Genomic DNA, 13,961 nt, shown 5'->3' on the forward strand with positions numbered 1-13,961 from the left:
AATGGGCCGGGGTCTTTTTACATCACGCGAAGCATCAGTGCTGGTTGCCCAGCTTGTGCTCCAGGTAATGGATGTTGACGCCGCCTTTGCAGAAGCCTTCGTCACGTACGAGGTCGCGGTGCAGCGGGATGTTGGTCTTGATCCCGTCTACCACGATTTCGTCCAGGGCATTGCGCATGCGCGCCATGGCTTCTTCACGGGTCGCCCCGTAGGTGATCAGCTTGCCGATCAGCGAATCGTAGTTCGGCGGAACGGCATAACCGCTGTACAGGTGCGAGTCGACGCGAACGCCATTGCCGCCCGGGGCATGGAAGTGCTTGACCGTGCCTGGGCTTGGCATGAAGGTTTTCGGGTCTTCGGCGTTGATCCGGCATTCCAGCGCGTGACCGCGGATGACCACGTCATCCTGGGTGAACGACAGCTTGTTGCCGGCGGCGATGCTGAGCATCTCCTTGACGATGTCGATACCGGTGACCATTTCCGAAACCGGGTGCTCTACCTGAACACGGGTGTTCATTTCGATGAAGTAGAAGCGACCGTTCTCGTACAGGAACTCGAAGGTACCGGCGCCGCGATAGCCGATGTCGATACAGGCCTTGACGCAACGCGCCAGGACTTCCTGGCGAGCCTGCTCGTCGATGCCCGGTGCCGGCGCTTCTTCGAGGACCTTCTGGTGACGACGTTGCAGCGAGCAATCGCGGTCGCCCAGATGGATGGCCTGGCCCTGGCCGTCGGACAGCACCTGGACTTCGACGTGACGTGGGTTGGTCAGGAATTTTTCCAGGTAGACCATCGGGTTGCCGAACGCCGCGCCTGCTTCGGAGCGGGTCAGTTTCGCCGAGGAAATCAGGTCTTCTTCCTTGTGTACCACGCGCATGCCGCGACCACCGCCGCCGCCAGCGGCCTTGATGATCACCGGGTAACCGACTTCGCGACCAATGCGCAAGGCGGTTTCTTCGTCTTCAGGCAACGGGCCATCGGAACCCGGAACGGTCGGTACACCAGCAGCGATCATGGCGTGCTTGGCCGAGACCTTGTCGCCCATCAGGCGGATGGTGTCGGCTTTCGGGCCAATGAAGGCAAAACCGGAGTTTTCCACCTGTTCGGCGAAGTCGGCGTTTTCCGCCAGGAAGCCGTAGCCCGGGTGAATGGCGGTGGCGCCGGTCACTTCGGCAGCGGCGATGATCGCCGGGATGTGCAGGTAGGAGTGCGCAGCCGACGCCGGACCGATGCAGACGGATTCGTCCGCCAGGCCCAGGTGCATCAGTTCTTTGTCGGCCTTGGAGTAAACGGCGACGGTCTTGATGCCCATCTCTTTGCAGGCACGCAGAATCCGCAGGGCGATCTCACCGCGGTTAGCGATCAGAACTTTTTCCAACTTCGCAGTCATCAAAGGCTCTCCGCGGTTCAAACGATGGTGAACAGCGGTTGGTCGTACTCAACCGGCTGGCCGTCTTCGACGAGGATGGACTCGATCACACCGCTGGTTTCAGCTTCGATGTGGTTCATCATCTTCATGGCTTCGACGATGCACAGGGTGTCGCCTTTCTTCACGGTCTGGCCGACTTCAACGAAGGACGGCGAGGATGGCGAAGACTTGCGATAGAACGTGCCCACCATTGGCGAGCGGGCGACGGTGCCGTTGAGCGCTGGCGCAGCCGGTGCGGCTGGCGCTGCGGCGGCAACCGGGGCTGCTGCTGGCGCTGGCGCGGCGGCCGGAGCCTGCATCGGTGCCGGTGCATAGAACTGCTGGGCCGGGGTCTTGCTGTGGCGGCTGATGCGTACGGACTCTTCGCCTTCCTTGATCTCAAGCTCGTCGATGCCGGACTCTTCCAGCAATTCGATCAATTTCTTAACTTTACGGATATCCATGAATCATCAACTCCCAAGGGTCGGTCAGGGGCGTATAGCTTGTTGTTCAAGCTGCTCTAGGGCGGCCTCCAGGGCCAGTCGGTAACCGCTGGCGCCAAGGCCGCAGATCACTCCCACTGCTACGTCGGAGAAGTAGGAGTGATGGCGGAAAGGTTCGCGTTTGTGCACGTTGGACAAATGCACTTCGATGAATGGGATGCTCACCGCCAGCAGCGCGTCACGTAATGCGACACTTGTGTGTGTAAAAGCTGCTGGATTGATCAAAATGAAATCCACGCCTTCACCACGCGCGGCGTGTATGCGGTCGATCAATTCATATTCGGCATTGCTTTGCAGATAGAGCAAATGATGGCCGGCGTTGCGGGCCCGTTGCTCCAGGTCCTGGTTGATCTGGGCCAGTGTCACGGCACCGTAGACGCCCGGTTCACGGGTGCCCAGCAGGTTCAGGTTGGGTCCGTGCAGGACCAATAGGGTCGCCATCTGCTGTTCCTTGTTATCTGTGAGCAGGTGTCAGAACCTGGCGACTATGCCGCAAAGCCTTTGTGACTGTCCAGTTCTCTGCAATAGCCAGCACGATGTCCGATGTTTGCGCGAAATTTGTGACCATGCCTCCGGATCCGGTCATCTGCAGTCGAAAGCCTGCACTGAACCTTGTGGGAGCGGGCTTGCTCGCGAAGACGGCGGTACATTCAATCCCCCTGCAAGCTGAACCAACGCTATCGCGAGCAAGCTCGCTCCCACAGGGGATCTGCGGTGAACATCAGTTCCCGAGACCCCCCGAATCAATGTGGGAGCGAGCTTGCTCGCGATGACGGCGGTACATCCAACATCGCTGCAAGCCGACCCGGCGCTTTCGCGAGCAAGCTCGCTCCCACAGGGGTATCTGCGGTGGACATCAGTTCCCGAGACCCCCGAATCAATGTGGGAGCGAGCTTGCTCGCGATGACGGCGGTACATCCAACATCGCTGCAAGCCGACCCGGCGCTTTCGCGAGCAAGCTCGCTCCCACAGGGGATCTGCGGTGAACATCAGTTTCCGAGATCCCCCGAATCAATGTGGGAGCGGGCTTGCTCGCGATGACGGCGGTACATCCAACATCGCTGCAAGCCGACCCGGCGCTTTCGCGAGCAAGCCCGCTCCCACAGGGGATCTGCGGTGAATATCAGTTCCCGAGATCCCCCGAATCAATGTGGGAGCGAGCTTGCTCGCGATGACGGCGGTACATCCAACATCGCTGCAAGCCGACCCGGTGCTTTCGCGAGCAAGCCCGCTCCCACAGGGGATCTGCGGTGAACATCAGTTCCCGAGACCCCCCGAATCAATGTGGGAGCGGGCTTGCTCGCGAAGGCGTCGGTACATTCAATCCCCCTGCAAGCTGAACTCACGCTTTCGCGAGCAGGCCCGCTCCCACAGGGGGATAGGCAGGTTATACCCGGAATGCTTGCACCGCCGTGTGCAACCGTCCGCCGAGCACCAGCAGATGCTCGCCCTGTTCCCGCCCCTGTCCGATGCGCAACAGGTTGTCGCCACCCAGTTGGTGGATCCGCTCGCTGTGATCGCGGATTTCGCTGACGGCGCCGCTTTGTTGGGCGGTGACGTCGGCGATGCGTACCGCCGTGTCGGAGATGGTCTGGATGGCGCCGACGATCTCATCCAGCGCACCGTCGGCCGCTTGCGCCTGGTTGGCGGTGGCTTCGGCGTGTTCGACCTGGGCGCGCATGCCGTCCACCGATTGGCGTGCGGCCAGTTGCAAGCGGGCGATCAGTGTCTGGATCTCGGCGGTGGCGCCGGCCGTGCGTTGGGCCAGGGAACGAACTTCCTCGGCCACCACCGCAAAGCCCCGGCCCATTTCCCCGGCGCGGGCCGCTTCGATGGCGGCGTTGAGGGCGAGCAGGTTGGTCTGGTCGGCAATCGAACGAATCACCGTCAACACGCCGCCGATGGTGGCCGACTCCTCGGCCAGTTGTTCGATCATCTGCGCGTTGCCTTGCACTTCCCCCACCAGCGCATGCAGGCCCGTGAGGCTCAGGCCGATGACGTTCTGTCCTTGCTCTACCGCTTGCCCGGCGCTGCGGCTGGCGTCGGCGGCCTGGCTGGCATCGCCGGCCACTTGCTGGATCGTCGCCTCCAGTTCGCTGAGGGAGTCACGGATCAGTGCGGTATCGCCGGCCTGATGCTCGGCTCCGCTGTGCAACTCGCCGCTCAACTCGGCCAGGGCCCGACTGCTGCCGGCGACCTGTTCGGCGTTCGCCCGAATGGTGCCCACCAGGTCCACCAGGTAAGCGCGCAGGCGATTGAGCGAAGCCTCGATGTCTTGCATTTCGCGGTTGCTGGCGCCTGCGTGAATGTCCCGGCTGAAGTCCCCTTCGGCCCAGGTCGAGAGGGCCGGGGCCAGGTGTGTCAAGGTGCGGGCCAGGCGCCGCTGCAGGGTGTCGATGAGCAACGCGATCAGCAGGATCAGGCCGATCATCACCCCCTGGATCAAGCGAACTTCCCCCTGGATCCGCCCATGCTGGGCTCGTACCGTCGGTTCCAGGGTATCGATCGCCGTTTGCACATCGGCAATTTTCAGATGCGTGGCGCTGCTGAGCTCAGTGCGTTTCTGAATCAGTTCGCGGGTGCGGGTCAGTTCCGCCGGATAACGGCCGAGCAGGCTGTTGAGTTCGCGCTTGAGGGCGATGCCGGCATCTTCGGTGGCGGTTTTTTCCTGGGTTTGCAGGCCCATCAGCGCGGCGAAATCATCGCTGCCCGATTCGCTGCTGGCGGTGACGCCCAGCAGTGGCAGGCTTTCGAGGCGTTCGGCCTCGACGCGAATGCTCGCCAGTTCCCGCTCGACATCGACGGCCAATTCGCTGCGGCCACTGCTGACCAGCTTGTCCCGGGTGAGGGACAACCGGCCCAAGTGCTGTGAAGCGGCAAACAACGGTGGCAAGTAGGCCGGGGCGCCATTGGCGTATTGGGCCAGTTGGTCGAGGCTGGCGCTCAGTTCACGCTCGGCCTGGAGCAGCAAGGCCTGTGGATCGCCGGCCAGTTTGCCGGCGGCCAGCAGGTCGGTCTTGCTGAAGCCATCGAGGTTCGCCAGGCTCGGACGCAGGGTCTTGGCCAGCTCCGGGGGAAACTGATCGAGGTCCTTCTGCAGCGTTTCCAAGGCTTGGGTGGCCGCGCTCAGGCGCAAGGCGTCGCCGCTGGCCAGGTAGTCCTCGATATTGCGTGCCACTTCGCCCTGGAACTGCCGTGACAGGCCCAGGTAGCGCTCCATCAGCAAGTAGGGCCGTTCCAAGGCGATCTGCGACCACCATAAGGTGGCGCCGAGGCCCAGGCACACGGCAACTAAAAGAAGGGTGTTGAGATTGGTCAGCAGCTTCAGGCGCATCAAGGGTCTACCGGGGGCAGAATCGTAAGTGCCTGAATTTATTGCGCTTGAGTTACAGGTTTATGACTGAATCAGTCGATTCCGATGAAAAGGTGGCACTTTGCTTTGATTGCCGGGCGCTCTGTACCCGGTTGCGTCCGGCGTGCTTGGCGCGGTACAGCGCTTCGTCCGCCTGGCTGGCCATCATCAGGCTGTCGGAGTCATCGCTCATTTCCACCACGCCGGCGCTGAAGGTGCACCACAAATCATGGGGCTGGGCCGGGTAGTGGATTTCGGCAAAGCGCTGGCGGATTTCGTCCAGCACCTTGCAGGCGGCGTCGATGTCGGTGTCGGGCATGACGATGGCGAACTCTTCGCCGCCGTAGCGGCCGATGAAATCGGTCTTGCGCAGGCGTTGCTTGAGAAACAGCGCCAGGCTCTTGATCACGCGGTCGCCCATGGGGTGGCCGTGGCTGTCATTGACCCGTTTGAAATGGTCGATGTCGAGCATGGCGAAGCTCAGCGGCTTGCCTTCGCGACGGGCGCGGAAGCTGCAATCCTCGAGCAGTTGCAGGATATGGGTGTGGTTGTACAGGCCGGTGAGGCTGTCGCGCACCATCCTCGCCTTGAGGTTGCGCGCCCGGGCCGCACGGTTGCGCACGGTGGTGATCAGGTGCCGGGGCTTGATCGGTTTGGTGAGGAAGTCATCACCGCCTTCGCTCATGGCGTCGAGCTGCTTGTCCAAGTCGTCTTCGGCGGACAGGTAGATGATCGGCACGCTGACGTAGCGGTCATTGTGGCGGATCACCTTGGCCAGTTCCGTACCGGTGCAGGCTGGCATGTACATGTCGAGGATGATCAGGTCGGGCTGGAAGTCCGCCAGTTCGGCCATGGCCTGGATCGGCTCGATCAACGTGCGGGTGATGATGCCGGCGCTGTTGAGCAGTCGTTCGGTGTGCAAGGCCTGGGCGCGGGAGTCATCGATGATCAGCACTTTGTAGGGATCGTACTGGGCGACGCAGGTCAGCACCTCGATCTTTTCCAGCAGGCTCGAAGCCTCGAGGGTGCCGGTGAGAAATTCCTGCCCGCCGGCGCGTACTGCGGCCAGGCGTGTCGGCGTGTCCGTTTCCAGCAAGCTGAAAAACAGCAGCGGCAACGGTTGCTCCAGGCCTTCCTGGGCCTCGGCGGCCAGTTTCAGGCCGGTGCCAGGGCCGCTGAAATCCACATCCATGACAATGGCCGCCGGAAGGCGCTCGACCATCGAGGCCCGGAACGCCGCGACACTGTCCAGCGCCTGGGCGCTGAGGCCGAAGAACTCCAATTGCTTGGCCAGGCGCTCGGCGCGGTCATGGTCCTGCAGCATCACGTAGATGGGTTTGCGCAGCGGCGGCAGGAAAGTTTGTTCGAGTTGGTCGCCGTGGCGCAGGCCGGTACGAGACAGGCGCTGCATCAGGCGGTTGATTTCGGTGATCAGGTGGCTGCTCAGGCGTCCGCGATTGGCGTCCACCGCTTGCAGCGACTGGCTGATGCCTTGGGCCAGCTGGGAGTGCTCGGGCTGTTCGAAGCGCTCGGCAAAGCGCAGCAGGCGCAGATTGGCTTCGCTGAGCTCCGACAGGTCGGTGCTTGACCACTCACTGCGTTGCAGGCGCTGCCAAATCTCCAGGATCTGTCGAGCCTGATGAATTACCCGCTGGGCAAAGTGGTGCTTGAGGCGCTCACGGCTGGGGTCTTCTGGCTCGGTCATATCCTGACTACTAGTTAGGGTGCATGCTGAGATCGACTGGTGGCTCTATGCTAGCACCTCTTTTCCTTCGCATGAGTGTCATACGTCAATATTCTGTCCAATCCCTGAATTCAGTTTGTGACTGGACAGTCTCGTAGGCCGATGGCAACGCTTCCTTTATAGTGCTGATCGATTACCCTGTCGCGCCCGACATCGTTGGCGCCGCATTATCGCGTTTCAAATCAGGCACGATGGCGTAGGGTTGTGGTCGAACCGAGAACTCAAGTGATTGAAGGAACATCGCCATGCTGGACTGGAAAAACCGCGCGGGCAGCGCGCCTGAACGTGCCGCCGAGCCGAAATCGGACACCCGCAGCTACCTGGGTGGGCTTTTTTTCAGCCGCGCACTGGCCACGCTGGTCGGCCTTTACCTGCTGGTGACCATTGCCCTCGGCTGGTACTGGAGCCAGGAGCCCGCGTTGTTCCCCGTGCAGCAGAACGCCCAGGCCGCAGCCGAGAAGGATGGCCGGCAGATGGTGGTGGGCTACACCACGGTGGAGACGCTCAAGACCGTGGCCGGGACCCTGCTGACCAAGCCGGGTGGCTATATCTCCAACGACCGCTTCCCGCCAGGCCTGTGGATGGACAACATGCCGAGCTGGGAATATGGCGTGCTGGTGCAGGTCCGCGACCTGAGCCGCGCCCTGCGCAAGGACTTCGCCCGTTCCCAGTCCCAGTCCGCCGAGGACGCCGACCTGGCCAAGGCCGAGCCGCGTTTCAACTTCGACAACCGTAGTTGGGTGCTGCCTGCCAGCGAATCCGAATACCAGGAGGGTATCAATTCCCTGAGCCGCTATCAGGCGCGCCTGTCCGACCCGAACCAGAAAAGTGCGCTGTTCTACGCCCGCGCCGACAACCTGAACAACTGGCTGGGAGATGTCGGCACGCGCCTGGGGTCATTGTCCCAGCGACTGTCGGCCAGCGTTGGCCGGGTCAAGCTCAACACCTCGCTGAAAACCGAAGTCCCGGCCCCGGGCCAGGTCCCGCAGGTGGACGAAGAGGTGGTCGAGACCCCGTGGCTGCAGATCGACAACGTGTTCTATGAAGCCCGCGGTCAGGCCTGGGCGCTGTCGCACCTGTTGCGCGCCATCGAAGTGGACTTCGCCGATGTGTTGGCGAAAAAGAACGCCACGGTCAGCGTGCGGCAGATCATTCGTGAACTGGAAGCCTCCCAGGAACCGGTCTGGAGCCCGATGATCCTCAACGGCAGCGGCTTTGGTGTGTTGGCAAACCACTCGCTGGTCATGGCCAACTACATTTCCCGGGCCAACGCAGCGGTCATCGACTTGCGGCAACTGCTGAACCAGGGCTGATCCATGAGCGAAAGCCCCCGGGAGGCCGCTCATCGAGCGGCCTCGGATGCCGAGCTGATCGCGTGGGTCGACGAGCACGACAACCTGCTCGGCAGCCTGGTGCGTTCGCAGCTGCGCGAGCGCGGCCTGATCGGCCGCGGCACCTACATCATGCTGTTCAATTCGGCCGGTGAACTGTGCGTTCACCGGCGCACCCTGAGCAAGGCCATCTACCCGGGCTTCTGGGATGTGGCGGCGGGGGGCATGGTCCAGGCCGACGAGACCTATGCCGAGTCCGCCGCCCGTGAGCTGGCGGAGGAACTGGGCGTGAGCGGCGTGGAGCTGACCGCCCACGACCATTTTTATTTCGAAGACCCCGGCAGCCGCCTGTGGTGCTCGGCGTTCTCGGCGGTGTGGGACGGCCCGCTGGTCCTGCAACCCGAAGAAGTCCTCGAAGCGCGTTTCCTGCCCCTTGAACAGGTGCTCGACGAAATCCAGCGCATGCCTTACTGCCCGGACTCCCTGGCGGCGCTTGAACGCTATTTGCGCGTTCACGGTGGCGACGTCGCAAAGAAGCTATAAATTGGCGCTGATTGGCCCTTAGCAAGTCGGCTTTTTGCCGTTACACTGCGCGACTTTTCAAGCTGAACCGCGTCTGCGGTCCAGTAGCGCTGCCCCTGCCTGAGTGGGGTTTCGCGGTCGAGGCACGTGCTCCCCCTCGACCAGTCTTTGTCCTCCCGAGAGGATTGCCGGTGGCCAAAAAAGCCGCATCCTTCGCCGCCTTGGGCGGCCTGGTATTTTCTACCGACGCCGGTCGTCATTGCCCTGATTGCCGTCAACCGGTGGATGCCTGCATCTGCAAACAGACCGCCATCCCCGCCGGTGACGGCATTGCCCGTGTGCGCCGTGAAAGCAAAGGTCGCGGCGGCAAGACGGTGACCACGATCACCGGTGTGCCGTTGGCCGAAGACGCGCTCAAGGAACTGGCCACCACGTTGAAGAAACGCTGTGGCACCGGTGGTGCGTTGAAGGACGGCGTCATCGAGATCCAGGGCGATCATGTCGAGCTGTTGCTGGCGGAACTGGTCAAGCACGGCTTCAAGGCAAAGAAATCCGGCGGCTAGCAGCTTCTGTGAAAACCACCCTCGGCTTGACCCGGACCCGACGTTCGAGGTCGCCCGCATGGTTTTCACAGAGCCTGTTCTGAACGGGTTTCTAAACTCATCGCTGGGAGCAGGGTCTACCTTGCTAACAGGCAATTCGTCATTTTCACTCTCTAGACTGCCCCAGCCTCCGACCGGATGGTGCATTTTGACTTCTTTATAGGGGACTTCGATGTCCGTACGACGCACACGCAAAGACGATGGCAGCCAATGGACAGTTGCGGACAGCCGCAGTGTTTACGGGATTCGCCATTGGGGGGCCGGGTATTTCGCGATCAATGAAGCCGGTCGCGTCGAAGTCCGTCCGAACGGTCCCGGCAGTTCGCCCATCGACCTGTTCGAGCAAGTCGACCAGTTGCGCCAGAGCGGCCTCTCGCTGCCTTTGCTGGTGCGTTTCCCCGACATCCTGCAAGACCGCGTGCGCCAGCTCACCGGTGCGTTCGACAGCAACATCGCGCGCCTGGAATACCAGAGCAAGTACACCGCGCTCTACCCGATCAAGGTCAACCAGCAGGAAGCGGTGATCGAGAACATCATCGCCACCCAGAACGTCTCCATCGGCCTGGAAGCCGGTTCCAAGCCGGAGCTGCTGGCGGTGCTGGCCCTGGCGCCGAAGGGCGGGACCATCGTCTGCAACGGCTACAAGGACCGTGAATTCATCCGCCTGGCGCTGATGGGCCAGAAGCTCGGTCACAACGTCTTCATCGTCATCGAGAAAGAGTCCGAAGTCGGCCTGGTGATCGAAGAGGCCGCGGTGCTCAAGGTCAAGCCACAGGTTGGCCTGCGGGTGCGGTTGTCGTCCCTGGCGTCGAGCAAGTGGGCCGATACCGGTGGCGAGAAGTCCAAGTTCGGCTTGTCGGCCGCGCAACTGCTGTCGGTAGTCGAGCGCTTCCGCGCCGCGGGCCTGGACCAGGGCATTCGCCTGTTGCACTTCCACATGGGGTCGCAGATCGCCAACCTGGCGGACTACCAGCACGGCTTCAAGGAAGCGATCCGTTACTACGGTGAGTTGCGCAACCTCGGTCTGCCGGTGGATCACATCGACGTCGGCGGAGGCCTCGGTGTGGACTACGACGGTACGCACTCGCGCAACGCCAGTTCGATCAACTACGACATGGACGATTACGCCGGTGTCGTGGTCGGCATGCTCAAGGAGTTCTGCGATGCCCAGAGCCTGCCACACCCGCACATCTTTTCCGAAAGCGGCCGCTCGCTGACCGCCCACCATGCGATGCTGGTGGTGCAGGTGACCGACGTCGAGAAACACAACGACGATGTCCCGGTGATCGACAAAAAGCAGGAACTGCCGGAAACCGTGCAATGGCTGGTCGACCTCCTGGGGCCGACCGATATCGAGATGGTCACCGAGACCTACTGGCGCGCCACCCACTACATGAGCGACGTGGCGACCCAATATGCCGACGGCAAGCTGACCCTGGCGGAAAAAGCCTTGGCCGAGCAGTGCTACTTTGCCGTCTGCCGTCGCCTGCACAACTCGTTGAAAGCCCGCCAACGCTCGCACCGCCAGGTGCTGGACGAACTCAACGACAAACTGGCCGACAAATACATCTGCAACTTCTCGGTGTTCCAGAGCCTGCCAGACACCTGGGCCATCGGCCAGGTGCTGCCGATCCTGCCGCTGCATCGCCTGGACGAAGAGCCGCTGCGCCGCGCCGTGCTGCAAGACCTGACCTGCGACTCCGACGGCAAGATCAAGCAATACGTCGATGAGCAGAGCATCGAGACCAGCCTGCCGGTTCACGCTCTCAATCCGGGTGAAGACTACCTGCTGGGCATCTTCCTGGTGGGCGCCTACCAGGAAATCCTCGGTGACATGCACAACCTGTTCGGTGACACCGACTCGGTGAACATCTACCAGAACGCCGACGGCAGCGTGTACCACGCCGGTATCGAAACCCATGACACCATCGAAGACATGCTGCGCTACGTGCACTTGTCGCCGGAGGAGTTGATGACTCACTACCGCGACAAATGCGCCAGTGCCCGCATCAGCGCCGCCGAGCGCACACAGTTCCTCGATGCGCTGCGCCTGGGGCTGACGCGCTCGTCGTACCTGTCCTCGTGATCGGTGTCTGAGCGCCCACCGAACTTGTGATGAGGGGATAAAAAAACCTTCAACACAAGGACTTCGGCGCCATTTTCAACTGGACGGCAATGCCCTTCGGTCTGTCAGAAACTGCACCGCATGTTGCGGGAGTTTTCTGGCAGTCTTGAAGGGCATTTTTATTTGTGCCGGTGTTATTTCCGCACATCGGTGCACATAACCGGCGCAGTCCTAATTTCGTGTAGTCCCTTTCCTAACCTGTACTTGGCCCCTCTACTCGGCCATGGCGGTCGGCGAGAATCCCCAGCCGCCCCTCCTGTAGAGAAACGCCGATGTCCGATCCAGCCCGCGAGCCAGCATTTCGTCTGGAGATAGCCGGTCTGCCCGAGCCCGTTGACGTCGTGGCCTTCACGGGTAGCGAAGCCATCAGCGAACCTTTTGTCTATGAAGCGCAGCTCCTGTTGCCCGATGCGAGCCTGGACTTGGCGGGCCTGTTGTACCGCAGCGTCTGGTTGAGTTTCGCTGCCCCCGGCCAGGGCATCCATGGACAGCTCCATGAGTTGGTCCAACACCGTCATGGCGCCGGTTGCCGGGTACGTATCGGCCCCAGGCTGGCTTGTCTGGCGCAGCGCTTCAGCCAGCGCGTATTCAGCGCCCGCTCGGTGCCGCAGATCATTCGCCAGGTGCTCAAGGCCCATGGCATCAGCGGTCGCAGCCTGTGCCTGGACCTGAGCGGCGATTATCCACCGCAGGATTTCTGTACCCAGTATCGGGAGTCGGACCTGCAGTTCCTGCAGCGCGTGTGCGCCCAGGCGGGTATCCACTTTCATTTCGAGCACACCCGGGACGGACATTGCCTGGTGTTCGCTGACAACCCGCACAGCTTTCCCCCTGCCGGTAAGGCGCTCTACGCGGACGACGGGCCGACTGCCACGGTGCGGACCTTCGGCGTGCAAACCGATGTGTCGGGGCAGCAGGTCGCCCAGGGTCGCAGCGATCTGCAGAACTTGCGGTGTGGCCAGGTGTTGACGCTGACGGCCCATCCGCTTGCCGGCTGGAACCGGCGCTGGCTGTTGACGAAGGTCGAGCATCGCGCCCAGGCCGGGGTATATGGCAACCACTTCAAGGCCATTCCCCGGGGCGCGCTGTTCGTGCCGGACAATGTCCCGGCCAAACCACGGATGGTGAACCGGCAACGCGGCTGGGTCGTGGCGGTGGACGAGCCGTCGGAGCTGGGAGCAGGGCGCGTTGCGGTGGAGTTCGACTGGATCTACCAGGGCGAGGGTTCCAGCCCCAGCCATTGCTGGTTGCCGCTGGCGCCCGAGCTGGCGGCCGGCGCGGCGGACGTGCTGTGCGACGGTACTGAAGTGTTGGTGAGCTTTATCGAAGGCGATCCGGATCGGCCGCTGATCAGTGCATTTCTGAGCGGGCCTGCCTCGGCAGAAATTGCCCATGCGTCATCCCCAGGCGAAACACTGGGATCTTCGGTTGTCGATCCGATCCTGTTATCGGCAATGCGCGATGCCGAGCCGCTGGTCTTGTTGTGCCTGTTGCCCGAAGGCGGGCCTTTCAACCCCTGCGCCCACCCCCTGTGCACCTGCCGTATGCTCATGGGGCGTGGCGCTGGCGTTGCTCGATGAGCGCCGTGGCCGTGTCTGGATCGACGCCGCAGTGGTTGCTGCTCGACGGACCGAGTGCGCCTGAGGCGGTGCAGCGGGTGTACGTGCAGTTCGCCGAAGCCCAGCGCTTTGCTCTGTTCGAAGGCACCGAGCTGCATGGGCTTCGCGAGCACGGCCCACTGTTGGTGGATCTGCGCCAATCGCCGGCGCTGGCCAGCCTCTGTCACCTCGACCCGCGGGCCTGGCCGGGGCTGCTGCTGGTCAGTCCATCGCCTGCCGTGCAATTGCTGGTGCATCTGCGGTGCATGCTGACGGTGACGCTGGGCCTGCACCACAAAGCCCTGTTGAATTACTACAACCCGCACACCGCCAGCTATTTCTTCGACGGTTGCGATGCCCATGAACTCAGTCGCTGGCTGGGCCCGATCAGCCTGTTGCGCTGGTTCGGTGGCACGTGGGCCGACCGGGCGACCGGCAGCCAGGGCTGGCAACAGTTGTCCAACCCGGGGCTGTCGGTGTCGGCGTTGGAGAAGGAGTACGGTCTTAGCGACCGACAGCTGGGCCAGTTGCAGCGATGCCTGCTGGAGCGTCACGCATGGCAATGGTCCCATTCCTCCGGGCGTGATTACCGCCGGCTCTGGGAGGATTTGCAGCAGGGGCTGGCGCTGGGCTTTACCGAGCGCACGGTGCTCGATGACTGGCTGTGGCTGCGCTTGCAATACCCCGATGCCCGGCCCATCTCGGGGCCGGAGGGTGGTTCGCAGCGCGAGCGTCTCGATCGCCTGCGGCGGCGCTGGCAGGGTCGCCAGGGTTGA

11 protein-coding genes are annotated in these 13,961 nt (G+C 62.5%); 6 read left to right on the top strand and 5 right to left on the bottom strand.

The window, feature by feature from the left end:
- Window positions 1-34: 34 nt before the first annotated feature.
- The 5 genes from accC to gcbA form a co-directional block, all read right to left on the bottom strand.
- On the bottom strand, window positions 35-1,390 hold the full coding sequence (accC, locus tag ACMTA2_RS04410; protein ID WP_060739349.1) for an acetyl-CoA carboxylase biotin carboxylase subunit: 1,356 nt from the start codon (window positions 1,388-1,390) through the stop codon (window positions 35-37).
- A gap of 17 nt (window positions 1,391-1,407) precedes the next feature.
- Complete coding sequence (accB, locus tag ACMTA2_RS04415) at window positions 1,408-1,872, bottom strand: acetyl-CoA carboxylase biotin carboxyl carrier protein (protein WP_030138029.1); 465 nt, start codon at window positions 1,870-1,872, stop codon at window positions 1,408-1,410.
- Between the two features lie 24 nt (window positions 1,873-1,896).
- A complete protein-coding gene (gene aroQ, locus ACMTA2_RS04420) occupies window positions 1,897-2,352 on the bottom strand; it encodes a type II 3-dehydroquinate dehydratase (protein ID WP_072410269.1) in 456 nt (151 codons plus the stop codon).
- A gap of 946 nt (window positions 2,353-3,298) precedes the next feature.
- Entirely contained in the window at window positions 3,299-5,245 is a 1,947-nt protein-coding gene (locus ACMTA2_RS04425) for a methyl-accepting chemotaxis protein (RefSeq protein WP_413793873.1), read from the bottom strand.
- Between the two features lie 52 nt (window positions 5,246-5,297).
- Window positions 5,298-6,968, bottom strand: a complete 1,671-nt coding sequence (gcbA, locus tag ACMTA2_RS04430; RefSeq protein ID WP_305469547.1) for a diguanylate cyclase GcbA — start codon at window positions 6,966-6,968, stop codon at window positions 5,298-5,300.
- A 284-nt stretch (window positions 6,969-7,252) separates the two neighbouring features.
- Between gcbA and ACMTA2_RS04435 the strand changes: the two genes are divergently transcribed.
- The 6 genes from ACMTA2_RS04435 (at window position 7,253) to ACMTA2_RS04460 (ending at window position 13,961) form a co-directional block, all read left to right on the top strand.
- Complete coding sequence (locus ACMTA2_RS04435; protein WP_413793874.1) at window positions 7,253-8,320, top strand: DUF2333 family protein; 1,068 nt, start codon at window positions 7,253-7,255, stop codon at window positions 8,318-8,320.
- A gap of 3 nt (window positions 8,321-8,323) precedes the next feature.
- A complete protein-coding gene (locus ACMTA2_RS04440) occupies window positions 8,324-8,881 on the top strand; it encodes an NUDIX hydrolase (protein ID WP_413793875.1) in 558 nt (185 codons plus the stop codon).
- Window positions 8,882-9,051: 170 nt separating this feature from the next.
- Window positions 9,052-9,423, top strand: a complete 372-nt coding sequence (locus tag ACMTA2_RS04445) for a translation initiation factor Sui1 (protein WP_413793876.1) — start codon at window positions 9,052-9,054, stop codon at window positions 9,421-9,423.
- Window positions 9,424-9,634: 211 nt separating this feature from the next.
- Window positions 9,635-11,548, top strand: coding sequence for an arginine decarboxylase (gene speA, locus ACMTA2_RS04450; protein ID WP_413793877.1), 1,914 nt, complete (start codon window positions 9,635-9,637; stop codon window positions 11,546-11,548).
- A gap of 311 nt (window positions 11,549-11,859) precedes the next feature.
- On the top strand, window positions 11,860-13,167 hold the full coding sequence (locus ACMTA2_RS04455; protein WP_413793878.1) for a type VI secretion system Vgr family protein: 1,308 nt from the start codon (window positions 11,860-11,862) through the stop codon (window positions 13,165-13,167).
- Window positions 13,164-13,961 (top strand): DUF4123 domain-containing protein, encoded by a 798-nt coding sequence (locus tag ACMTA2_RS04460; protein WP_413793879.1) that lies wholly within the window; start codon window positions 13,164-13,166, stop codon window positions 13,959-13,961. The genes ACMTA2_RS04455 and ACMTA2_RS04460 overlap by 4 nt, the downstream gene beginning before the upstream one ends.

This window comes from Pseudomonas medicaginis (assembly GCF_965119365.1).
Classification (GTDB): domain Bacteria; phylum Pseudomonadota; class Gammaproteobacteria; order Pseudomonadales; family Pseudomonadaceae; genus Aquipseudomonas.

What these genes read in the sequence shown, in the direction of transcription:
- accC (WP_060739349.1), bottom strand. Translation starts at nt 1,390, where the DNA reads ATGACTGCGAAGTTGGAAAAAGTTCTGATCGCTAACCGCGGTGAGATC.
- accB (WP_030138029.1), bottom strand. Translation starts at nt 1,872, where the DNA reads ATGGATATCCGTAAAGTTAAGAAATTGATCGAATTGCTGGAAGAGTCC.
- aroQ (WP_072410269.1), bottom strand. Translation starts at nt 2,352, where the DNA reads ATGGCGACCCTATTGGTCCTGCACGGACCCAACCTGAACCTGCTGGGC.
- ACMTA2_RS04425 (WP_413793873.1), bottom strand. Translation starts at nt 5,245, where the DNA reads ATGCGCCTGAAGCTGCTGACCAATCTCAACACCCTTCTTTTAGTTGCC.
- gcbA (WP_305469547.1), bottom strand. Translation starts at nt 6,968, where the DNA reads ATGACCGAGCCAGAAGACCCCAGCCGTGAGCGCCTCAAGCACCACTTT.
- ACMTA2_RS04435 (WP_413793874.1), top strand. Translation starts at nt 7,253, where the DNA reads ATGCTGGACTGGAAAAACCGCGCGGGCAGCGCGCCTGAACGTGCCGCC.
- ACMTA2_RS04440 (WP_413793875.1), top strand. Translation starts at nt 8,324, where the DNA reads ATGAGCGAAAGCCCCCGGGAGGCCGCTCATCGAGCGGCCTCGGATGCC.
- speA (WP_413793877.1), top strand. Translation starts at nt 9,635, where the DNA reads ATGTCCGTACGACGCACACGCAAAGACGATGGCAGCCAATGGACAGTT.
- ACMTA2_RS04455 (WP_413793878.1), top strand. Translation starts at nt 11,860, where the DNA reads ATGTCCGATCCAGCCCGCGAGCCAGCATTTCGTCTGGAGATAGCCGGT.
- ACMTA2_RS04460 (WP_413793879.1), top strand. Translation starts at nt 13,164, where the DNA reads ATGAGCGCCGTGGCCGTGTCTGGATCGACGCCGCAGTGGTTGCTGCTC.